The organism is Chitinophaga oryziterrae, from assembly GCF_009758125.1.
GTDB lineage: Bacteria > Bacteroidota > Bacteroidia > Chitinophagales > Chitinophagaceae > Chitinophaga > Chitinophaga oryziterrae.
In genome coordinates, this window is the sequence record NZ_WRXO01000001.1 from 1,228,218 (window position 1) to 1,247,232 (window position 19,015).

The window sequence follows — 19,015 nt, forward strand, 5'->3', positions numbered from 1 at the left end:
ATTATGGCAAAACAAATATTTTTCAATATCGAGGCCCGCAACAAAATGAAGAAGGGCGTAGATATCCTGGCCGATGCCGTTAAGGTAACCCTGGGACCTAAAGGTCGTAACGTAGTAATTGAAAAGAAATTCGGCGCTCCTTCCTTAACCAAGGATGGTGTGAGCGTTGCTAAAGAGATAGAACTGGAAGACCCTATTGAGAACATGGGTGCCCAGATGGTGAAAGAAGTAGCTTCCAAAACAGCAGATATTGCTGGTGATGGTACTACTACTGCTACCGTTCTTGCTCAGTCTATCATCAGCGAAGGTCTGAAGAACGTAGCTGCCGGTGCTAACCCGATGGACCTGAAACGTGGTATCGACAAAGCTGTAAAAGTTGTTGTTGAGAACCTGAAGAAACAATCCGAAAGCGTTGGTAACGATATCAAAAAAATCGAACAGGTTGCTGCTATCTCTGCTAACAATGATGCAACGATCGGTAAACTGATCGCTGAAGCAATGGATAAAGTAACCAAAGATGGTGTTATCACTGTAGAAGAAGCTAAGGGTACCGAAACTACTGTAGAAGTAGTAGAAGGTATGCAGTTCGACCGTGGTTACCTGTCTCCTTACTTCATCACCAACAGCGAAAAAATGCACGCTGAGCTGCAGAATCCTTACATCCTGATCTACGATAAGAAGATCAGCACCCTGAAGGATATCCTGCACATCCTCGAAAAAATCGTTCAGAACGGTCATCAACTGCTGATCATCGCTGAAGATCTGGAAGGTGAAGCATTAGCTACCCTGGTGGTAAACAAACTGCGTGGTCAGTTGAAAGTATCTGCTGTGAAGGCTCCTGGCTTTGGCGACAGAAGAAAAGAAATGCTGCAGGACATTGCTGTCCTTACAGGTGGTATCGTTATCAGCGAAGAACAAGGTTACAAACTGGAAAATGCTGACCTGAGCTACCTCGGCCGTGCTGAATCCGTAACTATCGATAAAGACAATACTACCGTTGTTGGTGGTAAAGGTGAAAAAGAAGCGATCCAGGCCCGTATCAACCAGATCAAGTCTCAGATCGAATCAACTACTTCAGACTACGACCGCGAAAAACTGCAGGAACGTCTTGCTAAATTAAGTGGTGGTGTTGCTGTACTATACGTTGGTGCTGCTACAGAAGTAGAAATGAAAGAGAAGAAAGACCGCGTAGACGATGCACTGCACGCTACACGTGCTGCTGTTGAAGAAGGTATCGTTCCTGGTGGTGGTGTTGCTTACATCCGCGCTATCGCCAGCCTGGACACCCTGGTAGTTGATAACAAAGACGAACAGACCGGTGTAACTATCGTTAAGCGTGCTATCGAAGAGCCTCTTCGCCAGATCACTGCTAACGCAGGTATCGAAGGTTCTATCGTTGTTCAGAAAGTGAAAGAAGGTAAAGGTGACTACGGTTTCAATGCCCGTACAGAAGTTTACGAAAACTTACTGGCAGCTGGTGTTATTGACCCAACTAAAGTTACCCGCATCGCTCTGGAAAATGCAGCTTCCATCGCTGGTATGCTGTTGACTACTGAATGTGTGATAGCAGACAAACCAGAACCTAAATCCTCTGCCCCTGCAATGCCAGGTGGTCACGGTATGGGAATGGACTACTAATATTAGTACTTCAGGAAATAATCAAAAGGGAGAAACGGCATCAGCCTTTCTCCCTTTTCCATTTATTTAGCTGTAACTTTGCCCTTTTTTAGCCGTTATACTGTCATGAAGGTAATTTTACGCTATTGTCTCTTAGTACTGCTCTTGTCGGGTTGTTCCAAAGCCGACTCGTCTGACACGGATGCCCTGGCAGTACTCTATAAAGAGGATGGAATTATCCGGGCATATATTGCAGCGCACAACCTTACTGATATGGTAAAAGATTCCAGTGGTCTGTATTACAAAATCCAGGAACCAGGGGACTCTGTTCACATGACCCTCAACTCCGTCCCTACTATTATTTATTCCCGTAGTAATATTCAGGATAGCCTGCTGGATGCTTCTTTTGGCAGTACCAATTTTGACGGACGTAAACTGAAAGACCATATTGTTGGCTGGCAGATAGTACTACAGAAAATAGGGAAAGGTGGTAAGGTCTTTACAATCATCCCTTCCCCGCTTGCCTTTGGCAACGAAGAAGTAGGCAGCATTATCGCCGCTAATTCTATTCTCGTTTGCGAGATAGAGGTGGTAGATTTCAAATAAGTAACTTCATTATTTATTATATTAAAATCATGAAAAGAGCAAGCATGAGAAATTTAGTACTGTTGGGTGGATTGTTCCTCGTATTACTGGCAGCGTGTAGCAAAAATAAAGACGTATACGATCCGGGGCCGCAACTGACAAAGGACATGGCCACTATCAAAACCTATCTCACTGCACATAATCTTGCAGCTTCACTGGATACTGCTACAGGGATCTACTACAATATTGTAGCACCCGGTAATGGTGTAGATAGCATAAAATATTTTGGGACTACAATAGACGTATTATATAAAGGTAGCCTGATGGCAGACAGTACTGTATTTGATTCAACAACAACCAATACACCGCGTAATTTTGTTTATCAGGAATTAATAAAAGGATGGCAACTTGAGATAATCAGGATCACCAAAGGTGGTAAAATCAAACTTTATATACCCTCTTTCTGGGGTTATGGTACAGTGGCACACCCTGGTATTCCTGCAAATTCTATCCTGATATTTGATATTGAGTTGACAGACCTGAAGAATCCAATATAAGCTAATACTAAAAAAGAGGCAGTTTAAATTACTTTAGACTGCCTCTTTCTATTTTATTAATTAAAAGTGAGACTTATACTGGTAGTTTTTATAGCTCCAAAAATTGTTATAGGAGTTATGGGTTTTTCAGGAACAGGAACATTAGGGCCCTGTTCAGAACTTACATATTCCCAGTAACCAGCTGCACCAAGATAATCATCATTCAGCATGTACTGTTGAGTGCCTAAAAAGGGAGCAGAACTGGTATTTAACTGTGGTATATAACGGGTTGGTCCAGTAAAAGTGACCATATAATAATTAGAGATAGCCAGCATAATACCACCAGTCCAGTCATCTGCCGTTCTTATCTGATCAAGTGGCGTATATAAGTTATAAACTAGTCTTTGAATATTATAGTCCGTAGTTTGATCTGCTTTCTTTGTTAAACCAACCAGAAGATCTCCGGTTACAGTCATTGAACTTGGGATGGCCTTTGTCCAGATAAGAGGTATAACTCTTTCCTCTCCGGCAAAAGTTAACAACGCATAACCACGGTTATTACCATTCACATATTGATTGACAAGGGTCATCTGACCTCTTAGTCTTACACTTCCAGATGAATTTTGCAGAACGATCTGTTGAATAGTAGACTGACCTCCATTTGGATAATCGCCAGGTACCATGTATCTGAAATTTTTACTGTTGATACTGCTTCTTGCGCCATCGGCATTATTATTATATAATATTCTTACATCCCCATCTTCATAATTACGATTGATTTTTTCAATTTTAACAACTAATGAAGCATCATTATTTTTTATGACTGCAATTTTATCTTTCCTGAATACATACAATGAGTCACCTATTTTTACAAGGCCATCTCTGTTTACAACAGTAGCTTCAATATCCGAAGTACAATTTACAATATGATCGTTATCCTCATACCAGTGTACAACAGCACCCATCTCTGATTTTAATTGAGCAAATCCTGTTGTATCTTTCTTTTGGCCCATTTCATAAAGCTTGTCATCAAACTCATTATAGACAGTTTTCATGGACGTAAATCCCTGCTCTTTTTCAAGTTGTAACCGCTCTTTGTTAGTAAGATTCAGATTTGAGATTTGCTTGTTTGTATAAGCCTCAAAATCTTTAAAAGAGAGGTAGGAGATCGTTGTCTGATTGTTGACAGGAGTAACACTCTCTTGTGTGTTTTTCTTGCAGGATGACAATAAGATAATCATCACTGAAAGTGATTGTAGACAGAATAAGGGTTTCATTGAAAATTGGGTTTATCGGGTTAATTTTATCTAGGTCGGCGTAAATATATAATTTATTATTTTAATGTAGATCAGTTTATTTTATATTGATCCTTTCCAGTATTTTTGATTAAAATAAATGATTCTTGGCACACGAATGTATTTCGGTATTCGACATTTTTAAAATAGGGGTAGGTCCTTCCAGTTCTCATACACTGGGCCCCTGGCGGGCAGCTCTCCAGTTTCTGAAGGAACTGCCTCAGCCACTGTCCAACGTAGAACATGTAAGCATTTTACTATACGGCTCATTGGCCAAAACCGGCCATGGCCATGGTACTGATATCGCGGTTCTGCTCGGTCTTTGCGGAGATGACCCTGTTACATTTGATGTAAACCGCATTAACGAAAAAACAGAAGATATCCGCCGTAATAAAACCATATTACTGGGTGGTAGCCAACCGGTTACATTCGATCCCCTGGAAGATATTACTTTCCTCTACGAAGAATCCCTGCCATTCCATCCCAATGCCCTTACTTTCCTGGTGACTTTCCAGGATGGTGAACAGCAGGCGGTTACCTATTACTCTATTGGTGGTGGTTTTGTAGTAAGAGAAGGAGAGGAGAAAGGAAAAAACACCCCACAGTTGGATTTGCCTTTCCCGATAGATACTGCCCGTCAGCTGTTACAGTTCTGTATCAAAACCGGCTATTCTATTTCTGAACTGGTAATGGAAAATGAGCATGCCTGGCGTTCTGAAGAAGAAACAAGAAACGGTATCCTCAATATATGGAAGGTGATGAAAGAATGTACCTTCCGGGGTTCTCATACCGCAGGTGAACTCCCTGGCGGACTAAAAGTAGCCCGCCGTGCGGCAGCACTTAACAAAAGACTGATCAAAGGCAATGCCTATTCAGACTATGACTCCTGGGTAACAGCTATCCGGCAGGGTGGTAACCACTTTGCCTATACGCTGGACTGGGTGAGCTGTTTTGCCCTGGCGGTAAATGAAGAAAATGCGTCCTTCGGACGTGTGGTAACGGCGCCTACCAATGGTGCTGCCGGTGTGATCCCCGCAGTATTACAGTACTTCACTATCTTCTGCGACGGGTACTCCGAAGACAAGATTATCCAGTTTATGCTTACTGCATCTGAAATAGGCAGCATCTTTAAAAAGAGGTCTACCATTTCTGCTGCGATGGGTGGTTGCCAGGCTGAAATCGGCGTATCTTCTGCCATGGCAGCGGCAGCGCTTACCGAATGCCTGGGCGGTTCTCAGCGACAGGTACTGATGGCCGCAGAAATTGCCATGGAACATCATCTTGGCCTTACCTGCGATCCAATCGGAGGCCTGGTACAGGTGCCTTGTATAGAACGCAATACGATGGGAGCCATCAAAGCGATCACTGCTTCCCAGCTGGCATTGCAAAGCAACCCCGAACTGGCCAAAGTATCCCTGGACGCTGTTGTAAAAACGATGTGGGAAACTGCACTGGATATGAACAGCAAATACAAAGAAACTTCCGACGGCGGATTGGCCGTGAATATTCCTCTCAGTCTGCCAGAGTGTTAATAACGCAGAACGCTTTATGCAATTAATCGTTTTGCATAAAGCGTTCTGCATTATTTGCGTATATTGTTTGTTTATACCTACAGCAAAGTTATGAGAGCTTTAACGTGTCTCCTCCTGGTACTATTCCCTGCAACCATACTCGCACAGACGTTTGGTGGTAATCCTCCGTCCATGAAATGGAACCAGATCAATACCGATACCGTTCGCATTATCTTTCCAAAAGGCCTGGAAGCACAGGGGCAACGGGTGGCAAACCTTGTACAATACATCAACAGGTATACACGCCCGTCTATAGGTGACCTGCAAAAGAAGGTAAACATCGTATTACAGAACCAGACGCTGGAATCTAACGGATATGTACAACTGGGGCCTTTTCGCTCAGAATTTTATCTTACACCACCACCATCATCTACAGACCTGGGATCACTGAACTGGGAAGAACAGCTGGCCGTGCATGAATACCGCCATGTACTACAAAACAGTAATTTCCGGCAGGGAGTATCCAAAGTAGCCTCGTATGTACTGGGTGAAATGGGACAGGCTGCAGTAACCAATATAGCTGTCCCTAACTGGTTCTGGGAAGGAGATGCCGTTACCATGGAAACAGCCCTCAGTCCACAGGGAAGAGGACGACTGCCATCTTTTTTCGATGGGTTCAGGGCCTTCTCTTTGGAGAAAAAGAACTATAGTTACATGAAGATCCGCAACGGTTCTTATGTAGATTATATGCCCAATCATTATAACCTTGGTTATCTGATGAGCGTTTACGGACGGGAACATTACGGTCGTACCTTCTGGAAAGACGTTACCACAGATGCTGTGCGTTATAAAGGATTATTCTACCCCTTCTCCCAGAGCCTGAAAAGACGTACCGGTAAAAATATTACCGCTTTCTATCAGGCCATGCTACAGGAGTATCAGCCTGTCTGGAACAACTATGCTGCAGAAAACAGCGTACCCGGAAAGCTGTTAATACCAATAGCTAAAACCGTTACCAACTATAAATACGTTTACGCCGTAAAGGCCGGAGAATGGATCGTCTACAAAGATGCTTATAACAAAGTCCCGGGGTTTTTCCTCTTAGACAGCAGTGGTAAACAAAAACTCATTACCCGCCCGGGCATTAACTTTGACGACTATTTCAGTTACCGCAATGGCAGGATCATATGGACAGAGGCCCGTTACCATCCCCGTTGGTCATGGAAAGACTATTCCATCATCCGCCTGTATAATACGGCCACAGGACATAGCAGAACCATCACCCATGGTACAAGGTATTTCTCTCCGGATATTACTGCAGACGGGAAACGTATCGTAGCGGTATTGACACTTCCTTCCCAACAGTTTAGTTTACAACTGCTGGATGGAGAAACCGGTAAAGTACAAACGACTTTACCCAATCCCAACAACTGGTATTACACCTATCCAAAGTTCTCTGCGGATGAACAATACATCATCAGTAACGTTCGTAACCAGCAGGGACAAATGGCTATGATCCGCCAGTCTGTAACAACAGGAGAAACAGAACAGCTTACACCTTTTAAATACACAGTACTGGGTATTCCGGAAGTACAACATGATACTGTTTATTATACCGCTGCTTATAAAGATGTAGATAACGTATATGCCATAACGCAGTCGGATAAGAAAGTGTATCAGGTGACTAAAAACGCGAACGGTGTACTGCATGCGGCCATAGATCCTGCCACACAGGAAGTAGTATATACCGGTTTTACCAGCAAAGGATATAAACTCTACGAGACGCCACAGTCATGGGAATCCATAGATACCGGCCGTAATTATCATAGTGCCTGGCTGCGACCTGATTTGCAGGAAGGTGGCAGCATACTCGCTAAAACGCCACATGATCTTTTTCCTGTAAAGAAGTATCCGCAAACATTCCAGTTCTTTAAGTTTCACAGCTGGATACCTTCTTTTTATGATCCAACATATAGCCTCTCTTTAATTGGTAATAACATCCTGAATACTACCAGTACCAGTATCGGCTATGCGTATAACCGCAATGAAGGAAGTTCCGCTTTAAGCGCTAATATGATCTTTGGTGGCTGGTTCCCGTATTTGCAGGCGGGGGCTTCCTATACGTTCAACCGCTCGGATCTATTCCGTAACAGGGGACGTTTATATTGGGATGAAACAGATGTACATGCAGGGATCACCATCCCGCTGAATATCTCTTCCGGTCTGTATGGACGTACGATGTCACTCACATCTACTTACCATTACCTGGACAGATATCCGCGGGGGAACTTCAAGTTCACCAACCCTACCTTACAGTACCTGGGTAATACATTTGTATTCACCAATTTCCGCATCAAGGGGCAGCAGAATATCTTCTCTCACTTTGGTCAGTATTTCGTAGCGCAATACAGTCATTCTTTAAGCAGTGTATATTCGGAACAGTTCTTCACCAGACTGGATCTTTACCTGCCGGGATTTTCTCCTAATCACAGTATTGTGTTAAACGCTTCTTATCAGCAAAGGGATACCATGCGCAGGTATTCTTTCTCGGATAACTTCGTGTATGCGAGGGGATATAACACACCTTTCTATGCACATGTTTATAAGCTGGGCGCTAACTATCATTTCCCTATTGCGTACCCCGACTGGGGCTTTGCGCAGATGTTATACATTATGAGAATAAGAGGGAATGTGTTCTACGATTACAGCAGGGCGTATGATTATATCGATAAGATCAATAACCGGTATAGTTCTGCGGGTGCAGAAATGTTCTTTGATACGAAGATTGGCAACATACTGCCCTTTAGTTTCGGCGTACGTTTCAGCCATTTATTTGATCAGGACCCTTCGGATAATGCGAAGCAGCGTATAGAATTTATCATACCGCTTCAGCAGTTATTCAGTTACTAATTCACTTTAAATTTCAGCTTCGGGGCCCGGTATAATTTATCGCCGGTATAACGTACCGTGATATTGTCGAAATAGAGAACTTCTCCTTTCGACAATGTCTCTTTAATGCGGGCAACCCAGAGAGGGGAGAGCTTGTCCCCATCAAAACTATCTCCTACAAATTCAGTATAAATGCCTGGTTTACCGGTGGTATCATTCAGGTAAGGTTCCTTTTTCTCATAAGTAAAGTCGAAGGATACAACAGGGTATTTGTTATTCTTTTCATCCCTTACTACAAGTGCAGAGTCGAGCAATTTTAATAATTCCGGGCGTGGCAGGGTATCGCTGAGGAATATCCCCCAGGTGCTGCGGAACCGCAAAGTGGTTGTTTTAGCAGCAGTTGTGGCCGGTTTTTTGGACTTGCCTGATTGTGCATACAACGGCATGGTGCCTAAAACAACAAAAAGTCCGGATAGTAAATAATATTTCCGCATAGTACAAATGGGATATAAAAAACATCGCCCGGAATAGTTAACGTCCGGGCGATGCTGAAAATTATAGTGATTTTAAACTTTCCGTAATGGCAGCTATTTTGGCCTCTGCATCAGCTTTCTTTTTCTGTTCAGCTTCAACAACTTCCGGTTTGGCATTCTGCACAAAACGTTCGTTACCAAGCTTCTTCTCTACAGATACCAAAAATCCCTGCTGGTAGGTCAGTTCTTTCAGTAATTCTTCTTTCTGTGCCACAGGGTCCAGTACTATTTCTGTTTCCAGGTAGAACTTATCCTGCTGTACTACGATGTTAATACAATCGGCAACTGGTGTTTTAGTGTAGGTAATGGATTTTGCATTCACCTGTTTGGAGAGTGTATCTTCAATCAGTTTGAATACATCTTCCTGTATAGTATCAATATATACACCTATTTCATCTTTTGGTTTCAGCTGGTGTTTGTTACGTGCATCACGGATGCTGCTGATTACCTCTTTAGCCAGTGCACCCTGTAACAGGATGTCTGCATTGGTAGCAGCAGGAGTGGTGAATTGTTTCACGATCAGGTCATCGCCGGCAGTACGTGTCTGTAACAACTGGTAGATCTCTTCTGTAGCAAATGGCATGAACGGATGCAGCAGTTGCATCAGTTGTTCAAAGAAGTAAACAGTTTTCTGATAGATGGCAGCGTCGATTGGCTGTTCAAAACCAGGCTTCACCCATTCCAGGTACCAGCTGCAGAAATCATCCCAAACCAGGCTGTATATAGTTTTAAGCGCTTCGCTTAATTTAAAGTCTTTGAACAGTTCTGCTACCTGTGCCTGTACTTCATTCAATCTGTTTTCGAACCACTCAACAGCAAAATGATTTGCATCCGGTGCGTTGGCAATAGTGCCACGTTCTTCCCACATCTTCACCAGTTTCAGGGCATTCCAGATCTTGTTACAGAAAAAACGGCCCTGTTCCAGGGATGCCTCATCAAACAGCAGGTCATTACCGGCAGGAGAGGAGATCAGGATACCGAAGCGTACAGCATCAGCGCCAAATTTTTCTATGAGTTCCAGCAGATCGGGAGAGTTGTTCAGCTGTTTACTCATCTTACGGCCCAGCTTATCGCGTACCATACCGGTGAAGTATACATCACTGAAAGGTTTTACTTTTTTGTATTCCTCACCCGCCATGATCATACGCGCCACCCAGAAGAAGATAATATCCTGTCCGGTAACGAGTACGGACGTTGGATAATAGTAGTTAATGTCTTCATTATCAGGCTGGGAAATACCGTTGAATACTTCCATTGGCCATAACCAGGAAGAGAACCAGGTATCCAGGCAATCTTCGTCCTGACGCAGGTCGGCAGCTTCCAGCATTACGCCTTTGGCTTTAAACTGCGCCACTGCTTCTTCTATGCTTTCTGCCACTTCGAAAGTACCATCCGGTGCATAATAGGAAGGAATGCGCTGTCCCCACCAGAGCTGACGGGAGATACACCAGTCCTTCACGTTTTCCATCCAGTACTTGTAGGTAGCCAGGAAGCGGTCGCCGGGATGGATATTCACATCACCATTCACTACTGCGTCCAGCGCCGGTTTGGTGAGCTCCGCCATCTTCACGAACCACTGTGTACTGATGCGGGGTTCCACGACAGTGTCCGGGTTACGTTCGCTGTAACCTACGCGGGTAGTGTATTCCTGTTCTTTATCCAGGAGTTCCTGTTCTTTCAGTGTAGCAATCACTTTCTTACGGGCCGCGAAGCGGTCCATACCGATGAATACGCCCGCAGCAGTGCTGAGGGTACCATCGTCGTTCAGTGTATCTATTATTTCCAGGTTGTGTTTCAGACCCAGGTTATAGTCATTGATATCGTGTGCAGGTGTTACTTTCAGCGCACCGGTACCAAATTCCTTATCAACATAAGTATCGAAGATGAAAGGGATGCGGCGGTTCACCAGTGGAACGATGGCGTAATGGCCAACCAGGTGCTGGTAACGTTCATCATCAGGGTTTACGCAGATAGCGCTGTCGCCCATGATGGTTTCAGGACGTTGTGTAGCGATGGTGATATAATCGCCGGTGAGCTGGTCTTCAGAATCAGCGATGGCATACTTTACGTAATAGAGTTTACCCTGTACATCTTTGTACTGTACTTCTTCATCGCTCAGGGCCGTTTTCGCTTTCGGGTCCCAGTTGATCATCCTTGCGCCGCGGTAGATGAGGCCTTTATTATAGAGGTCGTTGAATACCTTGATAACGGCTTTATAGTAATGATCATCCATGGTGAAGGTAACACGGTCCCAGTCGCAGGAACATCCCAGTTTCTTGATCTGGTTATAGATAATACCACCGTATTTATCTTTCCATTCAAAGGCATATTTAAGGAACTCATCGCGGGTAAGCTGGGATTTCTCAATCCCTTTTTCCGTTTTGAGCATGTTCACTACTTTGGCTTCTGTAGCAATGGACGCATGGTCTGATCCGGGCACCCAGCAGGCATTGAAGCCTGTCATACGTGCGCGGCGTACTAAGATATCCTGTACGGTTTCATTCAGGGTATGTCCCATGTGCAGTACTCCCGTAACGTTAGGTGGAGGGATTACAATGGTAAAAGGAGGACGGTTGTCCGGTTTACTCCGGAAATAGCCATTATCCATCCAATACTGGTACCATTTGCCTTCAATAGCAGCAGGTGTATAATTTTTAGAGAGTTCCATGCTTGCGGTATATCATTTAAATAAGTCTGCAAAAATAAGAGAATAACCGATCATACCGACAGTTTTCCTCTCAAAGCCGCCGGATATTAAAGAAAGCACACCGGAAATGCATTCCCGGTTGCGTACAAGAGGGGGAGTTGTTAGATTAGTATTGTTAAAGATTAACCGAAGCATTCAGTATGAAGTAGATAAATAACTTCATCCAGGTGATCTAACCCCAAAAATAAAAAGCCCCTCTGTAGCAATTGCTGCAGAGGGGTTTTAAAGTTATATCAGCGGTACTATTGCATTTCTGCAATGGCGGCGCATGTTTTTTCTATCATGGCAGGTGTCACGTCGAGGTGTGTCACTATCCTCACCTGGTTTTCTGAAATCGGCATCACCAGTATATCATGCTTTTTCAGGTAATCAGCAAAGAACTTAGGGGTCCAGTCGCCTAATACCTCAAAGATGAGGATATTGGTTTCTACCGGCAGCATATGTCCGATGAAAGACTTCTCCAGCAGGGCTTTAGCAATCTGTTTAGCATGATAGTGGTCTTCTGCCAATCTGGCAATATGATGTTCCATGGCGTAAATGCCAGTGGCTGCCATAAAGCCAGCCTGGCGTAATCCACCACCTAATTTTTTACGGATACGGCGGGCAGCTTTGATATAGGCAGCACTGCCTAACAGTACGGAACCCATAGGGCAACCCATGCCTTTATTCAGGCAAACAGAGATACTATCGAACAGTTTTCCATAGATCTTTGGATTGTCTCCTCCCGCCACCAGGGCGTTAAAGAGCCTGGCGCCATCCAGGTGTAATTTGAGATGATTATCCTGGCAAACGGTTTTGATCCTTTTAATTTCTTCGATATCATACATACAGCCACCACCACGGTTGGAAGTATTTTCCAGGCATACCAGTGAGGTGCTGGCTTTGTGTACATCGTCGGGATTGATGGCAGCTGCCACCTGTTCGGCGGTGATCATACCACGTTCGCCTTCGATGGCGCGTACCTGGGCGCCGGCGTTAAAAGCGATGCCGCCACCTTCGTAAATATACACGTGGGCAAGGCTGCTACAGATCACTTCATCACCCGGCTGGGTGTGTACTTTAATGGCTATCTGGTTGCTCATCGTGCCGGAAGGGCAGTATAAGGCTGCCTCTTTGCCAAAATAATCTGCCATCATGGCTTCCAGTCTGTTAACGCTTGGATCTTCCCCGAATACATCATCTCCGGTGGCTGCATTGGTCATAGCCTGCATCATGCCGGTGGTGGGACGGGTAAAAGTATCACTCCTGAAATCGATCGTCATCCTTGAAAAATTTGCAATGTATTGAACAATAAATTAGTGAAGTTATTAATTTGAATGTGATTACTTATCAATTGTTAAAATTTATTTAAAGCATTCGAATAACCTAATAAAGGGCTATAAAATTTCGTTTATATAGAGTACTTTGTTACTAGAATGAAAAGGTTTGTGAAGATATTTGGCAGTATGGGCTATTAGCACGATCTTTGCAGGCTAATTTGTTAGAACGATAATATTGGAGAGTAGGAATAGTTTGTAAGATAAATATTAAAAGTTTTTCAACAAAATAATTCTTTCCAACGTTATTAAATTTAGTAAACTAATAAACTTTCAATATGAGGCAACTTAAAATTGCCACCCAGATCACTAACCGTGATTCGCAGGCGGTAGAAAAATACCTGCAGGAGATTTCAAAGATCCCTTTGTTAACCCCTGAAGAAGAGACCGTATTGGCGCAACGCATTAAAATGGGTGACCAAAAGGCTCTTGAACGTTTAACTACAGGTAACCTCCGTTTCGTTGTATCCGTAGCAAAGCAATATCAGCACCAGGGGCTTAGCCTCAGCGACCTTATAAATGAGGGCAATTTAGGTTTGATTAAAGCTGCGCAACGTTTCGATGAAACCAAAGGTTTCAAATTCATTTCTTATGCAGTGTGGTGGATTCGTCAATCTATTCTGCAGGCTTTAGCAGAGCAGGGCCGTCTGGTTCGTCTGCCTCAAAATAAAATTGGAACCTATAATAAGGCTAATAAAGCCTATATGGCGTTTGAGCAGGAAAATGAAAGAGAACCTTCTACTGAAGAGTTAGCGGAAATCCTGGAAATGTCTGAATCAGAGATCAATAATATTTTTCAGAGTAATACCCGTCACATGTCATTAGATGCTCCGGTACACGAAGCGGAAGATGTAGCCATGGGAGATTTACTGGAAGGTGGTGATATTACTGATGATGATGTAATGCGTGATTCATTGCGTGAAGAGATCCGCAGAGTACTGAAATCCCTCAGTCCCCGCGAAGCTGAAATCGTGAATGCGTATTTTGGTCTGGATGGTGAAAACGGTGCTACGATCGAACAAATTGGGCAGAAATATGATCTGACAAAGGAAAGGATTCGTCAGATCAAAGAACGCGCTATTAAGAGATTGCAGAAAGCCCGCTATAGCGGTGCATTAAAATCTTACCTGGGATAATAGGTCCTGGACGAAGCAAATTACAGAGCTGTTTGAAACGTTATCCATACGTTGTCTGATCTGAAGGTTTGCCAACTACATCTAAAATCTATTATGTCTATAAATGCACCGGCTGTAAATTTTATGGCCGGTGTTTTTTATATATAGCGGATGCGTATTTTTGCAGGCGCTATATGAATTTTTATACCTTATTAATATTACATAGGAAGTATGGAAACTAACCAACAGCAGGAGCATGTGCATTTATTGATCATAGGTTCCGGACCGGCAGGTTATACCGCTGCCATTTATGCAGCCAGGGCTAACCTGAAACCGGTGCTTTACCAGGGAATACAACCGGGTGGACAACTGACCATTACTACAGAGGTAGAGAATTATCCAGGATACCCGGAAGGGGTGCAGGGACCGGAAATGATGGTGGATTTCGAAAAACAGGCGACCCGCATGGGTGCTGATATACGTTTTGGCCTTGCCACTTCTGTAGACTTCAGCAGCCAGCCATATAAAATAACAATAGACGAAACAAAAGTGATGACTGCAGATGCCGTGATCATCGCTACAGGCGCTTCTGCCAAATGGCTTGGACTGCCTTCTGAACAACGTTTGAACGGTAGCGGCGTTTCTGCCTGCGCGGTGTGCGACGGATTCTTTTTCCGTGGTAAGGACGTGGTGATCGTGGGAGCCGGAGATACTGCTGCTGAAGAAGCATTGTACCTGTCCAAGATGTGTAACAACGTGCATATGGTAGTTCGCCGTCATGAAATGCGGGCGTCTATGATCATGCAGGACCGTGTACTGAAGACGACCAATATCATGGTTTACTGGAACTCTGAAACCCTGGAAGTATTGGGCGAGAACAAGGTGGAAGCCGTGAAACTCTTCAACAATAAAACAGAGGAAGAAACTATCATACCGGTAAGCGCTTTCTTTGTGGCAATTGGTCACCAGCCAAATTCAGACATCTTTAAAGATGTACTGGAACTGGATGAACAGGGTTATATTAAAACAGTACCAGGTTCTTCCCGTACAAGCCTGGAAGGGGTGTTTGCATGTGGAGATGTACAGGATAAGATCTATCGTCAGGCAGTAACTGCCGCAGGTAGTGGCTGTATGGCCGCCCTGGATGCAGAACGTTACCTGTCTGCCAAGGGACATCATAATTAAGTGATCAGATATTATATTGCAGGGATATCCAAAGACTTCCATCTTTGGGTATCCCTTACTTATTGAATCTCATTTGTATGTTAACAATCGGTTTAGAACACGTTCATTTCAGAGCTTTTCACGGATTATATCCTGAAGAGCGAGTTATCGGCAATGATTTCATTATCGATGTATATGTTACTATTCCCGGTACTACGCATATAGACAGTATCAGAGAAACCGTCAACTACCAGGGCATCTTTACCATTGTAGAACAGATCATGGCAGTACCCCAGCCGCTGCTGGAACAGGTGGTCTATGCCATCACCGATGCTATCAAACTAAAATATCCCGAAGTACAGAAATCCAATGTTTCTTTACGCAAAATGAACCCTCCTATGGGTGCTTCCGTACGTAATTCGGTGGTGTCATTAGAAAAAAATTACTAAAGTAGTGATGGCCGGTATGCCATTGTTGGTATTAAATTAGTATTTTTAATATATATAGAAACTCCACCCTATGTTAAAAAACGTATTGGCCTTTGCTTATCTGCTGTTATTTTCCGGTGTTTTGTATGCGCAAACAGCTGATGAACTGGTAGAACAGGCCAAACAGCTTGAAAAACAAATGAATGAAGGCGTTGCGCTTGCCCGTTACAAAGATGCCATCAGGATTCAGCCGGATAACCTTACAGCCCTGATTGGCGCCAGTGAACTTTGTTCCCGCGAAGGCTACCGTCAGAAAGATAGTGATGAGAAGGTCCGTAATTACGATGAAGCAAAGGCATATGCAGAAGAAGCCATTAAACTGGCTCCCGAGAATGCTGATGCCAACTATGTAATGGCCGTGGCGATGGGACGTAAAGCCTTGATCGCCGGTGCTAAAGAGAAGGTAGCGGCCTCAAAGGAAGTAAAGAAATACGCGGAGCTGGCCATCAAGTTCAATCCCAACTATGCCAAGGCCTATCATGTATTAGGGAAGTGGAACTATGAAGTCGCCAACCTCAATACTTTTGAAAAGGCAGCAGCCAAAATGTTGTTCGGTGGTCTGCCGGATGGCTCTCTTGCCTCAGCTATCAGCAATTATGAGAAGTGCCGCAAGCTGGACCCTTCCTTCGTATTGAACTACCTGGAACTGGCCAGGGCCTACAAGGAGAATGACGAGCAGGACAAAACGATAGAAGTCCTGAAGAAGGCCGTATCACTGAGAAGTATATATCAGGATGATGCAGATCTCAAATCCCAGTGTAAAAAGATGCTGGAAGGATTAGAATAATACAGGGGGGATAAATCAGCATAAGAAGCAACTCCATTGCAGGTAAAACGCCCTGTAACGGCCGGAATAACAAGGGACTCGCCCCAAAGTCACTATTTTTAGTTATTATTGTGCCATATCTAATGTATTAATAATGTCTGTTACATATAACATACATCCTGCCTTTGCAGTGGATGATTCTTCCTTACTGGAAACAGACCTTACTACCTGTCAGCTGCTGGTACTTACGGGGAAAGGCGTTTTCAGTTACGTAGTCTATAATCCGGTTGCCAAAAAGTTCATGGCGCTGAAATCTTACCGGTTTCAGACGCAGAAAGGAGCGACGGCAGAACTGGAGATGATAGAGCAGGTATTTGATGCCGACAAACTGTTATTCACACATTTCAAAGCAGTATACCTGGCCTTCGATGGAGGAGATACGACTATCGTGCCTGAAAAGCATTATAATCCTTCTCTGAAAAAGGATTACCTGGAGCTGATCTACCCGGAGAAAACGCAGGAGGTCATTCTTGCAGACATCATGCATGAACAGCAGATGGTAAATATCTACGCCGTAGATAAAGACCTGCTGGGTTACCTGCGCAAGGAATTTGCTACCGACAATACATTACACGTCAACACTGCCTTACTGAAATCATACTCTTTCGATAACGACTACCGCGATATTAACGGCGTAGCCTTTATCGATATCCAGCAACATAAGTTTACGCTCACTGTATATAAGTTAGGACAACTGCTGTCGCAGCAGGAAATCGCCTGTCAGAATGGTCTGGATGTAGTATATCATCTGATCAATGCCCTGCGGCAAACCGGTTTAAATGAGCAATACGCCAAGGTAAAAGTAGGAGGGGCCGTTACTGCGGATTCCCAGATCTACGAAGAATTACACCGTTTCATTCCTAAAGTGGAATGGATGCAGCGTTTGCCCGGTTTTGGTTATATCAATAAAATGCAGGAGATCCCCGCTTATTATTTCAACAATTTATATGCACTCGCATTATGCGTATAATAGCAGGAGATAAAGGAGGATTGCGCTTTCAGCCACCGGCTAATATGCCGCATACCCGTCCGACTACAGATCTTGCCAAAGAAGGAGTATTCAATATCATCGAAAATAATCTTGATATTCCTTCCCTTAAAATACTGGACCTCTTCGCCGGTACCGGAAGTATCAGTTATGAACTGGCTTCCAGAGGCGCCACCGATATTACTGCGGTAGAAAAAGATGCAGACATGGCAGCGTTTATCAAAAAGACAGCTGCCGAAATGGATTTCCAGATCAAGGTGCAAAGAATGGATGTGTTCAGCTTCCTGGGACAGTGTACCGAGAAATTTGACTTCATCTTTGCAGATCCGCCTTACGGAATGCCAACACTGGACAAAGTACCGCAGCTTGTTTTTGAGCGGGAACTGCTACCGCCGGAAGGATGGTTCGTCATAGAACATACCCGGAATATGGATTTTAAGAAACATTCTTATTACCGCAGTGAGCGGAACTATGGCTCAACCATCTTTTCTATTTTCATTAACAGGGAAGAACTGAAGAAATAATATGGAACGTATTTGTTTATTTCCCGGCACATTTGACCCTATTACATTGGGGCACACAGATGTGATAGACCGCGCATTGGATTTATTCGACGAACTGGTAGTAGGCATTGGTACCAATTCTACTAAAACGCCTATGTTCCCGGTAGAACAACGCATCCGGTGGATTAAAGATATTTACAGTCATTCGCCCAAAGTAAAAGTAGTTACCTACGAAGGGCTTACTATCAACTTCTGTAAAGAGATCAACGCGCGCTTCATTTTAAGAGGTATCCGGGGCATTGCTGATTTCGAATACGAGAAAGCGATTGCTGATGTGAACCGCATGATGGATAGCAAGGTTGAAACAATTTTTTTAAGTTGTACCCCAAAATATTCTACTATTGCTTCTTCACTGGTACGGGATGTGCTGCGTTACGGAGGAGATGCGTCACAGCTACTACCTGAGAAAGTGTTAAACAGCATCAAATCAACAATATGAAACCAATCTGGCACTCACTGAATGTTTCCCTGGACCAACTCAATGACACTGGTAAAAATACCATGTCTGCTGCACTGGGCATGGAGTTTACGGAAATAGGACCTGATTACCTGCGTATGATTATGCCGGTAAATGACCTTACCCGTCAGCCTTATGGGTTATTGCATGGAGGCGCTTCAGTTGCACTGGCAGAAACGGTAGGCAGTGTTGGTTCATCCCTGATTATTGATTCCACGAAACAGATCTGTGTGGGCCTGGATATTAATGCCAACCACATAAAAGGGGTGAAGGACGGATATGTACATGCCATTGCCCGGCCTTTACATATAGGATCTACTACCCATGTATGGGATATCCGTATCTGCGATGAACATAACAAACTGGTTTGTATCAGTCGCCTGACAGTAGCAATAAGAGATAAAAAAGAATAACGGAGACCGGGA

Annotated in this window: 17 protein-coding genes; 13 read left to right on the plus strand and 4 right to left on the minus strand. The window is 43.9% G+C overall.

The genetic code is table 11. The annotated features are described in order from the left end of the window. The first annotated feature begins 3 nt into the window (after nucleotides 1-3). The 3 genes from groL (at nucleotide 4) to GO495_RS05085 (ending at nucleotide 2,759) form a co-directional block, all read left to right on the plus strand. Nucleotides 4-1,638: a chaperonin GroEL gene (gene groL / locus GO495_RS05075; RefSeq protein WP_157298587.1), complete on the plus strand. Its 1,635-nt coding sequence runs from the start codon at nucleotides 4-6 to the stop codon at nucleotides 1,636-1,638. Nucleotides 1,639-1,743: 105 nt separating this feature from the next. Next, a complete protein-coding gene (locus tag GO495_RS05080) occupies nucleotides 1,744-2,223 on the plus strand; it encodes an FKBP-type peptidyl-prolyl cis-trans isomerase (RefSeq protein ID WP_157298588.1) in 480 nt (159 codons plus the stop codon). Nucleotides 2,224-2,267: 44 nt separating this feature from the next. Continuing rightward, entirely contained in the window at nucleotides 2,268-2,759 is a 492-nt protein-coding gene (locus tag GO495_RS05085) for an FKBP-type peptidyl-prolyl cis-trans isomerase (protein WP_157298589.1), read from the plus strand. 56 nt (nucleotides 2,760-2,815) lie between these two features. On the opposite strand, the gene GO495_RS05090 is transcribed toward GO495_RS05085, so the two are convergent. After that, nucleotides 2,816-4,015: a hypothetical protein gene (locus GO495_RS05090; RefSeq protein ID WP_157298590.1), complete on the minus strand. Its 1,200-nt coding sequence runs from the start codon at nucleotides 4,013-4,015 to the stop codon at nucleotides 2,816-2,818. Between the two features lie 125 nt (nucleotides 4,016-4,140). Here GO495_RS05090 and GO495_RS05095 point away from each other — a divergent pair, with 125 nt between their 5' ends. Both GO495_RS05095 and GO495_RS05100 read left to right on the plus strand, forming a co-directional pair. After that, nucleotides 4,141-5,565 (plus strand): L-serine ammonia-lyase, encoded by a 1,425-nt coding sequence (locus GO495_RS05095; RefSeq protein WP_157298591.1) that lies wholly within the window; start codon nucleotides 4,141-4,143, stop codon nucleotides 5,563-5,565. Between the two features lie 90 nt (nucleotides 5,566-5,655). Then, the gene (locus tag GO495_RS05100; RefSeq protein WP_157298592.1) at nucleotides 5,656-8,454 is read left to right on the plus strand and encodes a hypothetical protein; all 2,799 of its coding nucleotides are present in this window, start codon (nucleotides 5,656-5,658) and stop codon (nucleotides 8,452-8,454) included. Here GO495_RS05100 and GO495_RS05105 read toward each other — a convergent pair. The 3 genes from GO495_RS05105 to GO495_RS05115 all read right to left on the minus strand — a co-directional run bounded on the left by GO495_RS05105 (nucleotide 8,451) and on the right by GO495_RS05115 (nucleotide 12,935). Further along, complete coding sequence (locus GO495_RS05105) at nucleotides 8,451-8,927, minus strand: hypothetical protein (protein ID WP_157298593.1); 477 nt, start codon at nucleotides 8,925-8,927, stop codon at nucleotides 8,451-8,453. The two genes, GO495_RS05100 and GO495_RS05105, sit on opposite strands and share 4 nt — an antisense overlap. A 61-nt stretch (nucleotides 8,928-8,988) precedes the next feature. Then, entirely contained in the window at nucleotides 8,989-11,634 is a 2,646-nt protein-coding gene (locus GO495_RS05110; protein WP_157298594.1) for a valine--tRNA ligase, read from the minus strand. Between the two features lie 281 nt (nucleotides 11,635-11,915). Continuing rightward, nucleotides 11,916-12,935, minus strand: a complete 1,020-nt coding sequence (locus GO495_RS05115) for a threonine aldolase family protein (protein ID WP_157298595.1) — start codon at nucleotides 12,933-12,935, stop codon at nucleotides 11,916-11,918. A gap of 332 nt (nucleotides 12,936-13,267) precedes the next feature. On the opposite strand from GO495_RS05115, the gene GO495_RS05120 reads away from it, so the two are divergent. From GO495_RS05120 to GO495_RS05155, 8 genes are all read left to right on the plus strand, one after another. Further along, nucleotides 13,268-14,125, plus strand: a complete 858-nt coding sequence (locus GO495_RS05120; protein ID WP_012793808.1) for a sigma-70 family RNA polymerase sigma factor — start codon at nucleotides 13,268-13,270, stop codon at nucleotides 14,123-14,125. 210 nt (nucleotides 14,126-14,335) lie between these two features. After that, nucleotides 14,336-15,289 (plus strand): thioredoxin-disulfide reductase, encoded by a 954-nt coding sequence (trxB, locus tag GO495_RS05125; RefSeq protein WP_157298596.1) that lies wholly within the window; start codon nucleotides 14,336-14,338, stop codon nucleotides 15,287-15,289. A 77-nt stretch (nucleotides 15,290-15,366) separates the two neighbouring features. Then, a complete protein-coding gene (locus GO495_RS05130) occupies nucleotides 15,367-15,717 on the plus strand; it encodes a dihydroneopterin aldolase (protein ID WP_157298597.1) in 351 nt (116 codons plus the stop codon). Between the two features lie 70 nt (nucleotides 15,718-15,787). Next, nucleotides 15,788-16,543 carry a tetratricopeptide repeat protein gene (locus GO495_RS05135; RefSeq protein WP_157298598.1) on the plus strand — a complete coding sequence of 252 codons (756 nt, stop codon included), beginning with the start codon at nucleotides 15,788-15,790 and terminating at the stop codon, nucleotides 16,541-16,543. 133 nt (nucleotides 16,544-16,676) lie between these two features. Next, nucleotides 16,677-17,552: a DUF3822 family protein gene (locus GO495_RS05140; protein WP_157298599.1), complete on the plus strand. Its 876-nt coding sequence runs from the start codon at nucleotides 16,677-16,679 to the stop codon at nucleotides 17,550-17,552. Beyond that, nucleotides 17,543-18,094 (plus strand): RsmD family RNA methyltransferase, encoded by a 552-nt coding sequence (locus GO495_RS05145; protein WP_157298600.1) that lies wholly within the window; start codon nucleotides 17,543-17,545, stop codon nucleotides 18,092-18,094. Before GO495_RS05140 ends, GO495_RS05145 begins: the two co-directional genes overlap by 10 nt. Before the next feature lies 1 nt (nucleotide 18,095). Further along, nucleotides 18,096-18,572, plus strand: coding sequence for a pantetheine-phosphate adenylyltransferase (coaD, locus tag GO495_RS05150; RefSeq protein ID WP_157298601.1), 477 nt, complete (start codon nucleotides 18,096-18,098; stop codon nucleotides 18,570-18,572). Next, nucleotides 18,569-19,003, plus strand: a complete 435-nt coding sequence (locus GO495_RS05155; RefSeq protein ID WP_157298602.1) for a hotdog fold thioesterase — start codon at nucleotides 18,569-18,571, stop codon at nucleotides 19,001-19,003. Before coaD ends, GO495_RS05155 begins: the two co-directional genes overlap by 4 nt. Nucleotides 19,004-19,015 lie beyond the last annotated feature (12 nt).